Below are 17,643 nucleotides of genomic sequence, written 5' to 3'. Positions count from 1 at the left end.
TCTATTCAAAAACTAACCTTTTACTCCAAAACAATTAGATCAATTTAAATAGTCACTCCGTACCTAAACACAACCATGAAACCATTATTTTTAAATATTCTATTTGCTTTTATATCCATATTCGGCTATTCACAAATTGATTCTAACAATGAATTTTCTGATGAACCAACAAATGGAAAAATCAAGATTTACCTTGATTGTAATGATTGTGATTCTTCATTCTTTCGCAATAATCTCGAGATTACAGATTTTGTCAGAGACCAAAAATTAGCCGACATCCATCTTTTTGTAACAGAACAAGGTGCAGGAGGTAGTGGAACCGAATACACTATAAATTTTATCGGCGCAAATCAGTTCTCAGATTTAAACTATAAATTAAAAGTAATGTCTCCACAAGATGACACCGATATTCTAAATTGGGAACGTTTATTAAAGTTAATCAATATTGGTCTTCTACCTTATTTGTCTAGAACCTCAGACATTTCTGAAATAGAAATTCAACATCATATCGAAGAAACTCATGAACTTGAAGAAGAACTTGACCCATGGGACTATTGGATTTTTCGCACTGAGATAGGCACTGAATTTGAAGGGGAAAAAACTAAAAAAGAATATTCTTTTAGTACTGCTTTAAAGGCTGATCGAGTTAATGATTTGTACAAATTTAAGTCGGAAATATCATATGATTTAGACGTTGAAATTTTTAGTGATAATGATGAAGAAATAACAAGTAAAAGAGAAGAAGCTGAACTAAAATCTAGATTAATATATTCAATTGACCCACGATGGTCTGTGGGTATTTTTGGAGAACTTTCAACCTCATCTTATCTTAACATTAATACTGAAACCACTTTTCAACCTGCCATAGAATATAATATTTTTCCTTGGGATAAATCAGACAATAAAGTGTTTACGTTTGCTTATCATCTTAAGGCCAGTTATTTAAATTATAACGAAATAACGATTTACGATAAATATGAGGAGTGGCTAGCCTCCGAAGCTCTTAGAATATCATTGATACTCCGACAACCCTGGGGCGCAATTGAAAGTCAACTAGAAGGTTCGCATTACTTTCATGATTTTTCAAAAAACAGATTATCCTTTGAAACAGATATTTCGGTAAGGGTCGCAAGAGGGTTGTCCTTTTTCGTAGAACTAGAGACTGATTTAATTCATGACCAATTATACCTTCCTGCAGGTGAAACATCAAGAGATGACATACTGTTGCAGCAAAGAAAATTAGCAACCAATTTTGAAATGTCTTATGAGCTCGGAATACGATATACTTTTGGATCTAATTACAATAACATCGTCAATCTAAGATTATAAACCATATAACTATCATCAAAAAAACAACTCTTATGAAATTCTTCTCTTTTACTACACTTACATTTTTATTATTTTTTACGACCACTTGGTCTCAACAAATCGCATTTCCAACTGCTGAAGGGTATGGAAAATTTACCGTTGGAGGACGTGGTGGTGACGTATACGAAGTCACTAATCTTAATGACTCAGGTGAAGGAAGTCTTCGCGCTGCAGTTGAAGCTTCTGGTCCAAGAACCGTTGTATTTAAATTATCTGGAACCATTGACTTAAAAAGTGATTTAGAAATTAAGAATCCAAACATCACGATAGCGGGACAAACTGCACCCGGAGATGGAATAACTTTAAAAGGACGACCATTGATGATTCGTGCAGATGAAGTAATCATCCGCTACATTCGGGTAAGACTTGGCGATGAGTCTGGTGACGCAACAGATGCTATATCTAGCAGGTATACCAACAATATAATATTAGACCATGTTTCGGCAAGTTGGAGCATTGATGAAACACTATCGATTTACCATTGTAAAAACGTAACCGTACAATGGTCGGTAATCTCAGAAAGTCTTTATGAATCTAACCACACTAAAGGTAGTGATCACGGTTATGGAGGAATTTGGGGGTCTGACTATAGCACCTACCACCACAATTTAATTGCCAACCATTCTAGTCGAAATCCGCGTTTCGCTTCGGGCTGTGGCAATACTGATTATCGAAATAATGTGGTGTACAATTGGGGATACAAAAGCACCTATGGTGGAGAAGTTGTACAATTGAAAGCAGAAGACCGTTTTAATTTCACCAATATAAATATGGTGGCAAATTATTACAAACCAGGACCTGCCACTGTAGTGGGAGAAGTTTCATACCAGTTAGCCAACCCATGGTCTCGTAATGGGGATAAAGATTATGGCAAATGGTATATCGCTGAAAATGTAATGGAAGGCAGCCAAGAAGTTACTAAAGATAACTGGAAAGGCGTTGTTCCGTCATTAACAGCAATCAAAGGCATACAAGAATCCAAAGCTCGAAATCTAGATGCAATTCCTGGTTTAAAACTCAATAAACCATGGCCAGCAATGCCAATCAAACAGCAAAAACCTGAAGATGCTTATAATTCAGTTCTTGAACATGCCGGAAGTAGTTTGCCTAAAAGAGATGCTGTAGACCTTCGTATCATTGACGAAGTTAAAAATGGATTTGCCACTTTTGAAGGACCAACATATGAAACCGACCACAAAGTAAAAGACGCATCTAAAAATTCGGGTATTATTGATTCTCAAGATAATGTAGGTGGGTGGCCAAAACTGAAAAGTATCTCTGCTCCTACTGACACAGATCATGATGGTATGCCAGATAATTGGGAAAAGAAAAACAAGCTCAATCCAAAAGACGCTAAAGACGGAAACAAAATTGGCAAAGACGGATATACGATGCTAGAAATATATTTAAATAGTATTAACTAATAGACTCCAACCTTATGGTCGATAAATAATCAAGAGTCATTTGAATAGTTAGTATAACACAACAAAATATTTTAAAATGAAAAAATTAGGTTTCAGTATTATACTATTTCTAATTGGAGTCAATTTTTATGCTCAACAATTAGCATTTCCTACAGCCGAAGGATTTGGCGCTTACGCTAAGGGCGGACGAGGTGGTCAAGTTTTTTACGTTACCAATCTAAATGATAATGGGCCGGGTAGTCTGAGATGGGCGATTGAAAAAGAGGGGCCACGTACCATCGTTTTTGGCATATCAGGCACTATTGAACTAAAGCAAAGATTAGATATCAAAAACCCTTATATAACTATAGCAGGCCAAACAGCACCTGGCGATGGAATTTGCTTAAAAGGTGAAACCTTGAAAATTTTGACACATGATGTTCTCGTACGATATATTCGTGTTCGACCGGGAGATGAAAAATTTGGAGCGGGCGGTACTAATCAAGGTAAAGATGCAATCGATATATCTGTTGGAGAAGATATTATAGTTGATCATTGCTCAGCTAGTTGGAGTTTAGATGAAGCTGTTTCTACTTCTACTAGAAATCCAACATTAACCCGTGTTACAGTTCAATGGTGCTTTATTACCGAAGGTTTGAATGTTGACAACCATGGTTATGGATCATTAATTCGTGGAACTGGGGATGCTAAATACAGTTATTTACATAATCTCTATGCGAATAATCATGGTCGAAACCCTAGACCAGGAAATTATAATGTGAATTCGTATGACAAAGACCCCATGGGATTGTTACTAGATTTCCGAAATAACGTTATTTATAATTGGGGTGGTAATCATGCGGGTTATAACCAGGATTCTATTAGTGTTACTCGTCTAAATTATGTTGGAAATTATTTAATACCAGGATACGATTCAAAAGATACAGGAATTGCTTATTTAACAGGATCAACTTATAACAAGGCCTATTTTGATGGAAATTACTACAATGAAAAAATTCCTACCAACCAATGGAACTTAGTAAAGTTTCGTGATCATTGGACAAATGAAAACATTGAAAATTATAAGCAAATAAACCTATTCGAAACTGGCATTGTAAATAAAGAAGATGCTACTGTATCGTACCAACGCGTATTAAAAGAAGGAGGTGCTATTCTACCCAAACGTGATGCTGTTGATACGCGTATTGTAAACAACGTAAAAAACCGTACGGGCAAAATCATTAAAAGTCAGGATGACATTGGTGGATGGCCCGTTTTAAAATCACTTCCAGCTCCGATTGATTCTGATAAAGACGGAATCCCAGATGATTGGGAAAAGAAAAACAGTCTCAATCCTAATGATGCTTCAGATAGAAACAAAATTGGCAAAGATGGATATACTATGCTAGAAACTTATTTGAACGATTTTAAAAACTAATCAATAAAATTACTTCCAGTCGTTCGGGTCAAAAATTGTAGCGGCAATATATCGGTACGGTTTTGACCCTTCAATCAGCGTATTATTCCAATAATATACCAATATCAACTTACCGTCTGCCCTTTGTGCTATTCTCGGATAACCAACATCTCTATTTGCCCCTTCACCACTACGAAGTGTAATTTCATCACTCCAAGATTCTCCGTTGTCGTCACTAAATCTAACGTGTACACGAGAGCCATATTCACTTCGATTAATATAACCCAAAGCCAATCGGCCGTCTTTCAATTTGGTTAATGCTGGTGGCGAACCTCCTCTACCAGTGTCTGGAGCTGGATCTTTTAGTCGTTTCCAAGTTTTACCGTTGTCATTTGATTTATAGCTAGAAATTAGGTTCAATCCGTTTTTCATTCGACTTCTAATAGTGGTTAATAATTCCGATTCTGAAAGTCGAATTGAAGAAGGCATAATATCAAACCCTTCGTGCTCTGGTGTAATATACGATACCAAATTCCAGGTAAGACCGCCGTCCGTGGTTCTAACTAATGCAACTCTACCTTCCCTTTTATTTGATTTTGCTGTTGTTACAAAAACGCTTAATGATTGTTTTCCGTCCACAACATAATCTGTACGGTTTGCAATTCCCGGCAATCCTACATTAGGAAACTTAAAAGCCCCCTCCCACGACAAGCCTTTATTGTTAGAAAAATAGAAATGAGAAGGTCCGTCGTGATTATTATGCCTTAGAAAAGTTAGTAGAAATTCTGGGTTTGTAAAATCCTTTATCGGCTTTGTTAACACAACAGGATCCACAGCTTTTTCTGGAACTATATCATTATCATGACCCCAAGCTTTCTGTCCTATTTTATAGGCATCGGTAATTTTCCAAGTAACACCACCATCCAAACTACGAGCATATCTATTTCTAGAAGAAGGAATTTCATAGGTATGCAAACCTTTAGTAGACTCATTATAATCAGCCAAAACAAAACCAATTAAAATTTCATCTCCCCATGACCAAACACCATGATTTGCTGGCCATCCGGCATATTTTCCATCTTCTGCAAAAACAATCTCATGCTGAATTTGTTTACCATCGGTTTGCCCAAAAACATTAAAGCTACTAGACATAACAATTACAAATATCAGGCTTACTAATTGCAATTTCTTTGGTTGATTCTCTCTATACATTTACATACAATTTTGTCCAATTATTATTTACCTAAAAAAACACTTTCGGAGGGAATATTTAAATATACTGTTATTTTATTTTCAATTAGAATTTATAATTCCCACTACTTAAATACCTTTTCTAAAAAATCATCTATTCCTTTTACCATTGGCTCAAACCAAGGATGATATAACACAAAAGAATGCGGTGCTGTATCAAAAGAAATAATTTCAGAATAGATGTTATTCTCCGTCAAAACCTTTATAAAATCTTCTCTTCCTGCATGCATTCTAGCTACTGAACTATTTATAAATAATGTCGGTGGAGTTTTAGAATTTACATAACTTAAAGGGGAAGCTGCTTTCCATAATACTGGATTTTCTTTTTTTGAATAACCAAACCAGTGGGTGGCAGCAGAAATTCTACGACTATCATCACCCTCACCACTCTCTTGATGTACAAAAGACAAAGTTCCATCCATATCAATAATGGCATTTACGTGTGATGAAATTTCACCATCGCAACCTGCACCTTCAAAAAGAGGCATGTTTGCAGTTGTTCCTAAAAAAGCAGCTAATTCACCCCCAGCAGAGAAACCTGAAACAACTATCTTCTCAGGGTCTATTCTATATTTTTTTGAATTTTTACGAATCCAACGAATTGCCGATTTTAAATCATGAATCGCAGCTGGAAATAAAGCTTCAGTAGACAATCTATATTCAGGGGTGAAACATACATATCCTAAATTAGCTAGCTTTTGCGCTAAAGGATAATGTTGTGTTCGGTTACCTGTGCGCCACCCACCTCCGTGAATGATAATAACCGCAGTTCGCAAACTGTCTTGTTCACCAATATTTTGGAACATATCTAATTGCAGTTTTCGATTACCAACTGAACAATAGGTGATATTTTTTTCTTCCCCGACCATTTCAAAATCAAATGCCTCTACTACTTTAATATCAGGATGCTTTTTTACATCATTTTGAAATGCAGAGGCAGTAGTATATGAAGTATCACGTATACCAGTAACACCTTTATAATTTTGAGATTGAACAGTGTTTAGGCCAAAAACTAGTATAATAATTATACCATAAAATGAAATTTTCAACTTCATAAAATTAGTTTAGAAACAATAGTTATCATTTCAATTCTATTGTCTTATTAATTTAGCTAAAGGAAGATTTAAAGCGGTAATTTCTTTTATAACTAAATCAGAAATTGCTAAAGCTCCTTCTTTCGACAAATGTGTATTATCTTCTTTTCCGTCTGGATAATATTGATGTTCCCCTGGCTTAAAATGAAGGTGTAACTTTTTTGATTCATATGGCCCATATGAAGTCTCTAACACTTCTGTCAAATACTGTAAATCTATAAATGGCACCTCCATTTCTAGCGCTACTAACCTTGCCTCTAATGGATATGCACCGTGTGTATCTATTAAGGTACCATGCTCATTAAAATTTCTACGAACGATTGATGAAAAAAGAATGGGAGTAGCTCCTTTTTGACGAGTTTCATTTACAAAACGTATTAAATTATGACGATATGTTGTATGCGGATTAGTGTATCGACTTGAATCTTTTACCTTCTGATCATTATGACCAAACTGAATAAAAACATAATCTTGAGGTTTTAAAATTGAATAGACTGAATCCCATTTTTTCTCAGTGATAAAACTTTTTGTACTTCTCCCGTTTACTGCTCTATTATCAACAGAAACTTCATCGGTAAAAAACTGAGGCAAAACTTGCGCCCAACCATGTTCTGGGTTAATTTCTGGATTTTCCTTATCAGACATTGTGGAATCACCAATACAATAAATGGTAGTCTGTTGCGCATTACAAACGACAGATAAAAACATGAATAGAATAAAGACGATTTTCATAATGTTACTTTTCTAATTGAAGATACCAAGTTCTTTCTGTTGCGATGTTATCACCTAAAATATTTTCAATGGAATATTTTTGTACTTCTGAATTCGTTAATTGATGTGACCATGAAACCCGTTTTGAAGAATTACTACCCGGACCACTACTAGCATATTCTGCATATAAAGTCTCCTTTTCTGCATTCTTATTTCCCCAATTATTCCAACCTTCCTCACTAATATGCTTATCTAAGTAGCAATTTATAAAAACTGTTTTAGCATAGGTACGCCATGGTCTTCCTAAATACACTTTTGAAATACCATTATCAGCAATTAATTTGCAATTCATAAATACATAACCAAAGTCTATTCTTTTTGGGGTTGAGGCAGCTGTTATATAAGATTCTGACTTACTCTTGATACTGCAATTTTCAAACAAAGCAGTTGCTTGACCAAAAATAAAATCGGTTGTACCTTCTATGTGACAATCTTTATAGTATTGTTTAAACCCCTCACCAGTTGCATATAATGTATCTTGATTACCTACAATTGAACAATTCTCAACCATCACTCTATTGGCATTTACTGATAGCGCTATCGCCTGCCCGACTTCGCCTGCAGAATTTTCAATTGTAATATTTGCCAAATAACAATCATTGCCTTGCACTAAAAAAGTTGGTGTATGAAAAGTGCTATTTCTACCTAAATTTAACTTATCAAAATAATCATCATAGGTTACAATTGTCTTTTCTCGATCTTCACCGATGATACTCATTTTAGAATTCCATTCGTAGACCTCAACTTTCTCTTTATAAACTCCATTTTTCACTTTAATCGTAACACGCCTATCAGGAAATCCTTTAGCACTATTTATCGCAGCTTGAATGGTATTAAAATCACCCGAACCATCTTTAGCCACTACAATATTGTAGATATCAAGTTTAACAGCTATAAAATCACTTTCTTGTTCTTTACAATCGTCTTTTTCACTCAAAGATGAAATATGGTTTTTAGATGTCACCATATCTTTCAAAGAAACCTCGAAATTTTGGTAATGAAAAGTAAACAAGCATGCAGAAAAAACAATTAAATAAAGGTGGAATTTCAAAAGTGGAATTTTAGGTTTTACTTCAAACTAAATCAGCAGCAATTTTAATCAACCCTTTTAACTCTTTTATTTCATCTTGATTTGGCATTTCTAAAGGCAGCCTAACATCCCCGGCTGGTTTTCCGATTAAATGCGCACCTGCTTTTATTAAACTTACTGCATACCCTGCCTTTTTACTTCTTAATCTTATAAATGGAATAAAAAATGATTTGATTATTTCTTGAACTCTAGCCGCATCACCTTTACGTAGCGCCTTATAATATGAAACTGCCAAATCAGGTACAAAATTAAAAACTGCTGATGAATAGGTATTTACCCCAATACTTAAATAGGCTTCAGAAATAATTTCTGCTGTAGGTACACCGCCAATATAAGTCAAGCGATTACCAACCGTTTTTATAGTTTCATTAAGCTCTTGCATATTACCTGTACCGTCTTTTAAAGCGATGAAATTAGGACAAGCATCAGCTAATTGCTTTACTGAATCACTCGTTAAAATTCCATTGGCTCTATTATAATATACAACGGGTAATTTAGTGTTTTCCATGATGGTCTTCGCATAGGCAATAAGACCACTTTGAGGGCAACCCGTTAAATACGGAGGCATCAATAATAATCCATCAATTCCGGCTTCTTCAGCAATTTTAGCAAACTCAATAGCTTCTGGAATACTTCGACCTACACTTGATATTACCGGAGCTTTACCACCTACTGTTTTTGCTGAAATCTTAACAATCTGTTGGTACTCATCTTTTGAAATAGAAAAAAATTCTCCTGTACCACCAGCCACAAAAACTGCTGATATTTCATGCTGCATAAACCAATTAACTCTATCTGTAAAACTATCAGAATCAAAATTACCATTAGCATCCATATCCGTAATTGGGAATGAAAGCAAACCATCACCTAAAGCCCCTTTAATTTCATCAAACATAATCTCGTAATTTTATTTTATTTCAAATTGAATGTAGTTCTCTCTTGTATAAATAATTACACCTAATTTATAAAAACACATTGACAATTAAGAACTAAATATTAAGTCAACGGCCCTGGGTTAAATAACACCAGATCATTATGTAGCCCTAATTTATCACAAGCCACTTCTGTTTTTCCGCTAGCTACATCGATAATAAGATGGAATAACTCCCAACCCAATTCTTCAATAGTAGCCTGACCAGTAGCTACTTTTCCGGCATCAAAATCAATTAAGTCATACCAACGATTAGACAATTCAGAATTGGAAGAAACTTTAATAACGGGAACCATTGATAGACCGTATGGCGTTCCACGGCCGGTCATAAAAACATGTACGTTCATTCCGGCAGCTAATTGTAGCGTTCCGCAAACAAAATCACCAGCTGGTGTTGCTGCAAAATTGAGACCCTTTTTCTTCAATTTATCACCTGGTGGAATAACGTCTACAATAGGACTCGTACCTGATTTAGCAATGGAGCCGAGTGATTTTTCAACTATGGTACTCAAGCCTCCTTTTTTATTACCAGGCGAGGTATTTTCACTTCGATCAACTTGACCAGCTAACAAATATTCATCATACCATTTCATTTCGTTTAACAAAGCCCTACTTACTTCCGGTTCAGTAGTTCTAGGTACTAATAAATGTACAGCATCTCGTACTTCGGTTACTTCTGAAAACAAGACGCTACCGCCAGCTCGCACAATAAGGTCTGAAGCAAAACCAGCTACTGGATTTGCTGTAATTCCAGAAAATGCATCACTTCCACCACATTGCATACCTACAACTAAATTGGAAATGGGATAGGTTTCTCGTTTTCGCTGATTTAATTTTCGCAAATGGTTTTCTGCTATTTTCATTATGCCCTTTACCATTTCTGAGAAACCATGAAAATTTTCATCTTGCATATACAAAATAGTACTCGCCCCTTCTTCGTTTTTATTTTCTGGAACGATACTTTCTGGCCGTAGTTTTTCACATCCTAAACCTAAGACCATTACTTCACCTCCAAAATTTGGGTTGGTTGCAATATTTTTAATGGTACGAATGGGAATAATTGCAGCGGGCGCGTTAATAGCAACTCCACAACCATATGAATGTGTAAGACCAACTACGTCATCTACATTAGAGTACTTAGATAAAAGCTCTTTTTTAATTTTTGAAACAACATATTCTGTAAGGCCCGCAACACATTGCACACTTGTAGTTATGCCAAGAACGTTTTTTGTACCTACTGAACCATCCTTATTCAGGTACCCTTCAAAAGTATATCCGGTTAACTTTTCAATTTTTGGAAACGAATTTTCTCCGATGGAAATTAAATCTAAAATTGGCGGATCAGGTAACGATATATTGAGTTCATTTACCCAACTTCCTGCTTTTAAGGTTTTGATGGCATAGGCAATCTTTTGACCATAGCGTATAATCTCACCACCTGCTTGTATATCTTTTAGTGCAACTTTATGTCCCATCGGAACATACTCCAACAATTTTAAACCGTCAGCAACTACATCATTTACTTGCAAACCTTTTGGGTTTACAACAATACCGACATTGTCAGCATCAGATGCTTTTATAAGAATGTCGTTGCTTGCAACCATTAAACGAAAGGTAATAATTTTGATAAGATCATAACAGCGAACAAACCAGAAAAACCCATAACCATCAACAGAATTGAAAAAAATCGAATTGTTTCCTTTTCTTCCATCCCACTCATTTTAGTTATAATCCAAAAGGCGCTATCATTCATCCAAGCAAATATTTTTGAGCCACAACCAATTGCCAAGGCCAAATAAACTGGGTGAAATGCCAAATCAGCTTGACCTATACTACCAATTACTCCAATAGCAGTTACCATTGCCACTGTTGCAGAACCTTGTGCTGTTCGCACACCTGCAGTTATAAAAAAAGCTAGTGGAAGAATTGCCATTTGATAATTGGCTGCCAATTCTCCTACGCGAATTCCGATACCTGTCTGCTGTAACATTTGACCAAAAGCACCGCCAGCTGAGGTAATCAATATAATCATACCCGCTCCGCTTAAGGCCTCATAAATAAATTTTTTAAATAAGACCATATCCTTTAAACGTTTCCACAGCAAATACAAAACGATAATTGTAGAAATAAACAATGCAATATTAGCATCACCTAATGTTGAAAATATACTGGCAATTTGACGTTGTAAATCACTCGCTTGATTACCTGCGGAATCTAAAGCCATTCGTGAAAATGTATTTCCGGTAATGAGTAAGATTGGTAAAAGAACTGGCAAAAGCGATAACCATAACGAAGGTAGTTCTTCAGATGTTTTTTCTGAAAATTGTTTTAAATCATCAATTTTCATTTCAGGCGTATCGCGCATGGGAAGATCCCACCGTTTGTTAGCCCAGATTGCATATATATAACCACAGATTACTGTAATTGCACCAACACAAAGACCCCCGATAATCATGGCCCCTAAATCTATGCCCATTTCTTCAGCTACAAATAGCGGGCCTGGCGTTGGCGGAATCAGAGAATGTGCCATTACACCACCTGCAATTATGGTCATTAAATACAGCCCGAATTTTTTAGGATTTCGCACACCTACCGCTTTAACCAATGGAATCATCAGATAAAATACAGTATCAAAAAACACCGGAATAGCCAAAGCAAAACTACCTGAAAGTAGTGCCACTGATGTATTTTTCTTTCCGAATAACTTCAATAGTGCCCTAATGATTTTTTCCGCTCCACCACTTCGCATGAGCCCTGCACCTATAATAGAAGCTAATGCTATAAGAATTCCTATTTTACCACTTGTATTACCAAATGCCGAAGCAAGTCGCTTACCCAAACTCATATTCATTAAAGCTTGAGCTTCCTTTTCTCCCATTTCTTGATACGTAGCAAATGCCATGATTTGCTCTGGGGAAGTCAATAGTGCGGTAATCAGTGCGGCGAATAGTAGCGATACAGCCGCATGTAGTTTTAATTTAATTATACAAATAAGAACCGTTGCTGTACCTATTAAAATAATCAATAACGGATCCATGGTTTGTTATTTTTACTATAAATCTAACTCTTTTGCTGCCATCATAAAAGGTCCAGTACCTTTAGGGTCATTTGAGCGAATAATTTCATTTATATAATAATCATATGTACCGTCTCTATAAGGATCTCCGCCCAATCCGGCTACACCACAACATTTGTTTAAATTTATAACTCCATTACTTTCTATGCTAATAAATTGATCTATAATTCCTTCAAAGCCTTTTTTAGCATACGCTAAATAATCATTTGAAATATAACCTTTGTTTGCTCCTTTTGCCAATGTATAGGTAAACATACAAGTACCTGTAGCTTCTAAATAGTTGCCTTCACGATTGGGAAAATTTAAGACCTGCCACCAAGCACCACCTTCATCTTGATATTTTACGATTGCTTCTGCATAGCCATTAAGATAACCAATTATACGCTCTCTACCTGGGTGACTTTCAGGTAAATAATCTAATATATCAACCAAAGCCATACCATACCAACCCATGCCGCGAGACCAAAAATGCTTTGATAGACCCGTTTCTTTATCTGCCCATCTTTGCTCTTTACTTTCATCCCAAGCATGATAATACAATCCCGTTTCAGAACTTTTAGCATACTTCTCTATTAAGTCAAATTGCAATACAATTTTATCTAACACTTTATTCGCCTCATCACCTTCTAAATACTCAAGCGCATACTTCGCATGGAATGGCTCAGCCATAAAAACACCATCTAACCACATTTGATGTGGATATCTTTTTTTATGCCAATATCCGCCTTCTGAGGTTTCAGGCTGATCTTCTAATTGTTGATGCAACGTATCCATAGCCATTTTAAATCTTGGGGTTGGATTTTTCTGCTGAAGCCAAAATATAATATCTCCAGATTTAATCATGTCTAAATTATAATTGGAAATTTTATACGTTTCAATTGTTCCATCCTCTTTGATCATTCTATTTGCATAATCATAGATGTAATCGTAAATTTTTTGATCTCCAGTTTCCTCATACACTTTTGCCATTGCTTGTAATACAAGACCATTGGTATAGCTCCATCTTGATTTCTTCTGAAAATCTAATAAGGTTGGATCTGGAAAACGATATATTTCAGAAAGTGCCATACGTTCTGACCACTTAGCATCTTTTGAAACAACTTCTGTTGTTTTAGATTCTGCCTCGGTGACTGTTTCTTTCTTTGCTTGTTTACAACTAACAAAAGCGAAAGTCAAAATTATAATTGCTATTGAATAATATCTGGCTCTAGTTTTCATTTTTTACTATTTATTACTTAAAATTACTGGTATAATTTGACTATCGAATGGATATATCTTTTATAAGTTGACTGAATTTAAATAATATATTTATTACTCAGTTTCTTTTTGTTGATACTTTTTAATGACAAGGTATTTAAGCATTGTATCACCTACATTACTTATACCATGCATTGAATTGGACGGACAATATAAACTCGTATATGGCCCAACTTTTTTAGTTTTTCCATCTAGAAAAAATTCCGCTGTTCCTTCTAAGACAAAAAAGAATTCATCTTCAGGATGTTGGTGAGGCGCATGTGTAGACTTGTGTGGTTCAACTACACTCATTTTTAAAGTTCTACCGTCAAGAAAATCTTTATCAGCAAACCAATATTGATATCCTACTTTCGTAGGCTTACTGTCATCTACATTAAATTCATTAACGCAATCTTCAAAGGTAAAATCTTTATCTTGAGCATATAAACTGGTACATGCTACGAATAAAAATGCAAATACAATTTTGGTCATAATAGTGGTTATTAATTATTCAATAGGTTCAACTGTTCATCTATATAAGCTATGAATTCAGCTTCGGTTTTGATTCCGTTTTTTTCTTTCTCCCATGCTGCTGCAAAAGAATAGGTAATTGGTAATGCAGTTGGCTTGAAAACTATTAAATGGTCAAACTCAGATTCAGCAAGAGTTTCCACCTCTTCAATTTTATAAAAAATAACCATTCCTAAATTATCAGGAATTAAAGTCTGCTCTCCGTATGTTGCTATATAACCCCAACCGTTTTCATGCTCCTTCTTTAAAAGTTCTATTCCTTCAAACTTTACAAATCCAGTACTAAGTCCGTTAGATTCTACTGAAGGTGTCAAAGTAGCTTTAGTTATACGCGAATCAGGCGCAATAGTAAGATTGCACTTTAAATCAATTTTTTGATCTAACGCTGACCATCCATAATAATTGACGGTAATTCCTGAACTAGTTTCCGAATTATGAATTTGAACAGTGCGTGATTCAAGTTCTTTAAAATGTTCAACATTTTTCTCACCGTCAAACCGACCATAAGAACCAAGACCTAAAGATTTACCAGCTTTCAATATATCTAGCCCCCAAGGAGCTTCTTCATGATATGAATCATAATTATCTAACCCAACTTTTGAAAGTACCATAGTATCAACTTTCTTCCCGAAAATATCAATGGCATTTCGCCAATCAAAATACAAGCGATACCCAACTTTATTACTTTCCCATCCAGGACCTTCATATCGAACAAAATAGGAATGGTCCGTTAAACTATCAGGTGCCTTTAAAAAATCAACATTTTTAAAACTAAAATTATCACCTATATACTCTGTTCCTTCCCAGCTACCACCTTCTTTTATAGAAATTTCGGCATATGTTTTGGCAACTTTTGCAATCTCATCTTTGATGCTTTGCACATCTTGCTTTTTAGATTTCTCTTTACATGAAATTGTTACTAACAAAATCAATACTAAATATAGTGTTCGGTTGTAAATCATTAATGTTGGTATTTTGAACATTTAGGTTTAAAATCTAATTTAAGATTGTACTACTCTAATAAAATGTAAGGGCTAAAAAAAGGGGTTCGACTAAGATTCTCCCGTCAAACCCCATCACAAACTAACTTAAAGAAACTTTCTTCAATTTTATATTATCCAGAACTTCATGAAATTTCAATGTCCACCAATTGGATGAAAGGACTTTTCTAGTTCTAAGATTTGATTAGTTACAGTATATTTTAATAATTATTAATGCAATCGATTACAATCACATTCAAATATAATAGAAATATTAATATAAAACCTAAAATATATTATAAATAATGATTTTTAACAATTGGGATGCAAATTCAAGTTTATTCTCCTACACTACAGTACACTCAATAATATCTTGTAGTATTTATCAATATATTAAGCAATTACATTAATAAATGAAAATTATCATTTCTAAATAAAAATCTTGAATTGCTATTTTAGTACAACTACCCTCTACTATCAACTATTTATTTCAAAACAAAATACTACGAAAAATATTACTGTAATCGATTACTATCAATTCAACATACTTATAATCAACATGTTAAATAATCATATAAGATATATTTATCAAGAATAATGTTTCGATTACAGGAGAAAACTGAAAATTGCCTTCATTTATTCAATAAAAATCATCATTAAGTTGTTTATAATGAGTGATTTTAAATGCTTTCTTTTCAGCCTAACAAAATTCAAGTTGATTCTAGTACAAGAACTAACAATTAGCAATCAGACTATTCCAAAAAAATTCACTAAATAATTAATAGTGCTTATCCTTTTAATTAGTGCATAATTAGAAATGTAAATGTCTCAATCAAACTTTAACTGCAATAAGGTTGGTGAATTTTGTAAAAAATGTTTAGCAGTATTTCTGTCTATATCACCATTAATTTCCATTCCCGTGAAAGATCCTAAAAGTAATTCTGGAAAATTATTTTGATCCAAATCAGTTGTTTCCATAATTAGCCATCTTCCTGAACTAGCTTTATTAAAAGATTTGAGGTCGAATTGAATAACATCGTTAACACTTATATTTTCCATAAAAACAAAACCTTCTTTTGGAGAGTTGACTAAATCCGGAAAATAAGAGGTAAGTGCTATATCAATATCTCCATCTTTATCAAAATCAAAAATTATCGCCTTGTATGCACCATTTTGTTGCTGAAAGAATGTTTCTTGAAAATTATTATCACCATCATTTAAAAATATTCTTAGCCCATGATATGGCTTCGGAAACCTCGAATAATCGGCATTATCTCCATTAACATAAATAATATCTTCATGCCCATCTTTATTCCAATCAACCATAGAAAAAGAAACAGAGCCATATACCGCCGGAAACTCTAATAGCGTTTCAACTTTAAAATCACCTTCACCTTGATTATAGTAAACATCTATTCGCTCTTTACCTTGACTCATCAAGACTACCATATCCTTTAAGCCATCATCATTTATATCTTTAATTTCTACTGCTGCAGATCCAGGGTCAGAATTTAAAACCCGTTTCTCATATTGTCCATTCTTGCTATTAACAAAAAGACTTAATTTTCCCGTATGATTACCATATTCACAAACAATAATATCCTCAAAATTATCTTCATTTATATCAACAAAAGTACTTTGAACAGGTCTTTGAAGGTTTCGTAAAATTGTTTTAAAACCTTTATACTCTTTATCCCCAGGCCTTTTAAAAATTTTAACCAGACTACCTGACGGATTATCTGAGGGTGTAAAACTACCCATCAAAGTAGCTATTATAGTGTCAGATTTATAGTCTATGTGAGAGATAGGCGATGGCAATGCCAAAGTGTTAATTGAATGAAGATTTTTATCTAAAATATTTATAGTGCTAAAATCTGCTTTGGTATCAGCAACCAACACTTCATTCAAATCTGCATTAAATTTAATTGCAGTTACCATTGGTGGCGAAATATGAAAATCAGGTACTTCTACTTTTAACCCACGAATTTTATCTTTTAATTTTTTACTTTCTATTTTAAGCGAGTCAGGAGCACTTTCTATGTAATAATCTTGAATCAATTGCCATTCTTTATCATTTACCAAAGGTTGCTCAGGAAAAATATTATTTCGCTTTACCAGTTCGCCCCCTGCATTTGATTCTATTAGACTTTGTCTTGTAACATCATCGTATATACCCATTCTATGCGCCATTTGAGGTAGCAACCCATATTTCCAAGTTTTTTTGGATAATAATTTAGGTTCTGGAAACAAATGACAACTTGCGCAATATGCTTTTGCTAGACTTTCTCCAGACAAAGACGTAACAGATGCATTCTCTATATTAGAACTATTATTTTCTTTAGCTTTTTCTTTACATGAAATAGTAAGAAAAGCGATTAGAACTAAAAAAACGAGAAGCCTGTACAACATGGTACTTGTTTTGCAGTAGTTGTAAATGTAAAGAAGCTATAAATAAAAATGAAATTAATTATAAACTACTCATATTCTCAATAAAT

Annotated in this window: 14 protein-coding genes; 3 read left to right on the top strand and 11 right to left on the bottom strand. The window is 34.4% G+C overall.

Translation table 11 applies throughout. The features are described 5' to 3' along the window. The first annotated feature begins 75 nt into the window (after nucleotides 1-75). The 3 genes from JQC67_RS06840 (at nucleotide 76) to JQC67_RS06830 (ending at nucleotide 4,209) form a co-directional block, all read left to right on the top strand. The gene (locus tag JQC67_RS06840) at nucleotides 76-1,329 is read left to right on the top strand and encodes a hypothetical protein (RefSeq protein WP_203252084.1); all 1,254 of its coding nucleotides are present in this window, start codon (nucleotides 76-78) and stop codon (nucleotides 1,327-1,329) included. Nucleotides 1,330-1,361: 32 nt separating this feature from the next. After that, nucleotides 1,362-2,792, top strand: a complete 1,431-nt coding sequence (locus JQC67_RS06835) for a pectate lyase family protein (RefSeq protein ID WP_203252083.1) — start codon at nucleotides 1,362-1,364, stop codon at nucleotides 2,790-2,792. 76 nt (nucleotides 2,793-2,868) lie between these two features. Next, the gene (locus JQC67_RS06830) at nucleotides 2,869-4,209 is read left to right on the top strand and encodes a pectate lyase family protein (protein ID WP_203252082.1); all 1,341 of its coding nucleotides are present in this window, start codon (nucleotides 2,869-2,871) and stop codon (nucleotides 4,207-4,209) included. Between the two features lie 9 nt (nucleotides 4,210-4,218). Here the strand turns inward: JQC67_RS06830 and JQC67_RS06825 are convergent, their stop codons facing one another. From JQC67_RS06825 to JQC67_RS06775, 11 genes are all read right to left on the bottom strand, one after another. Then, complete coding sequence (locus tag JQC67_RS06825; protein WP_203252081.1) at nucleotides 4,219-5,400, bottom strand: sialidase family protein; 1,182 nt, start codon at nucleotides 5,398-5,400, stop codon at nucleotides 4,219-4,221. A 104-nt stretch (nucleotides 5,401-5,504) separates the two neighbouring features. After that, entirely contained in the window at nucleotides 5,505-6,494 is a 990-nt protein-coding gene (locus JQC67_RS06820) for an alpha/beta hydrolase (RefSeq protein ID WP_203252080.1), read from the bottom strand. 36 nt (nucleotides 6,495-6,530) lie between these two features. Beyond that, nucleotides 6,531-7,265 (bottom strand): rhamnogalacturonan acetylesterase, encoded by a 735-nt coding sequence (locus JQC67_RS06815; protein ID WP_203252079.1) that lies wholly within the window; start codon nucleotides 7,263-7,265, stop codon nucleotides 6,531-6,533. A 4-nt stretch (nucleotides 7,266-7,269) separates the two neighbouring features. Further along, nucleotides 7,270-8,355 carry a pectinesterase family protein gene (locus JQC67_RS06810; RefSeq protein ID WP_238934512.1) on the bottom strand — a complete coding sequence of 362 codons (1,086 nt, stop codon included), beginning with the start codon at nucleotides 8,353-8,355 and terminating at the stop codon, nucleotides 7,270-7,272. 22 nt (nucleotides 8,356-8,377) lie between these two features. Beyond that, entirely contained in the window at nucleotides 8,378-9,289 is a 912-nt protein-coding gene (kdgD, locus tag JQC67_RS06805) for a 5-dehydro-4-deoxyglucarate dehydratase (protein ID WP_203252078.1), read from the bottom strand. 101 nt (nucleotides 9,290-9,390) lie between these two features. Then, complete coding sequence (garD, locus tag JQC67_RS06800; RefSeq protein WP_203252077.1) at nucleotides 9,391-10,929, bottom strand: galactarate dehydratase; 1,539 nt, start codon at nucleotides 10,927-10,929, stop codon at nucleotides 9,391-9,393. Continuing rightward, entirely contained in the window at nucleotides 10,929-12,362 is a 1,434-nt protein-coding gene (locus JQC67_RS06795) for a GntP family permease (RefSeq protein ID WP_203252076.1), read from the bottom strand. Before JQC67_RS06795 ends, garD begins: the two co-directional genes overlap by 1 nt. Before the next feature lie 15 nt (nucleotides 12,363-12,377). Continuing rightward, nucleotides 12,378-13,619, bottom strand: a complete 1,242-nt coding sequence (locus JQC67_RS06790; RefSeq protein ID WP_203252075.1) for a glycoside hydrolase family 88/105 protein — start codon at nucleotides 13,617-13,619, stop codon at nucleotides 12,378-12,380. Between the two features lie 93 nt (nucleotides 13,620-13,712). Further along, complete coding sequence (locus JQC67_RS06785; RefSeq protein WP_203252074.1) at nucleotides 13,713-14,129, bottom strand: cupin domain-containing protein; 417 nt, start codon at nucleotides 14,127-14,129, stop codon at nucleotides 13,713-13,715. 11 nt (nucleotides 14,130-14,140) lie between these two features. Further along, a complete protein-coding gene (locus tag JQC67_RS06780; RefSeq protein WP_203252073.1) occupies nucleotides 14,141-15,130 on the bottom strand; it encodes a DUF4861 family protein in 990 nt (329 codons plus the stop codon). 846 nt (nucleotides 15,131-15,976) lie between these two features. Beyond that, a complete protein-coding gene (locus tag JQC67_RS06775) occupies nucleotides 15,977-17,557 on the bottom strand; it encodes an FG-GAP repeat domain-containing protein (protein WP_203252072.1) in 1,581 nt (526 codons plus the stop codon). Nucleotides 17,558-17,643 lie beyond the last annotated feature (86 nt).

Origin of the sequence: Aurantibacter crassamenti (assembly GCF_016811105.1) — a bacterium.
Classification (GTDB): domain Bacteria; phylum Bacteroidota; class Bacteroidia; order Flavobacteriales; family Flavobacteriaceae; genus Aurantibacter_A; species Aurantibacter_A crassamenti.
The sequence above is the reverse complement of the archived record's forward strand: the minus strand, read 5'-3'. Positions and strand labels throughout refer to the sequence as shown.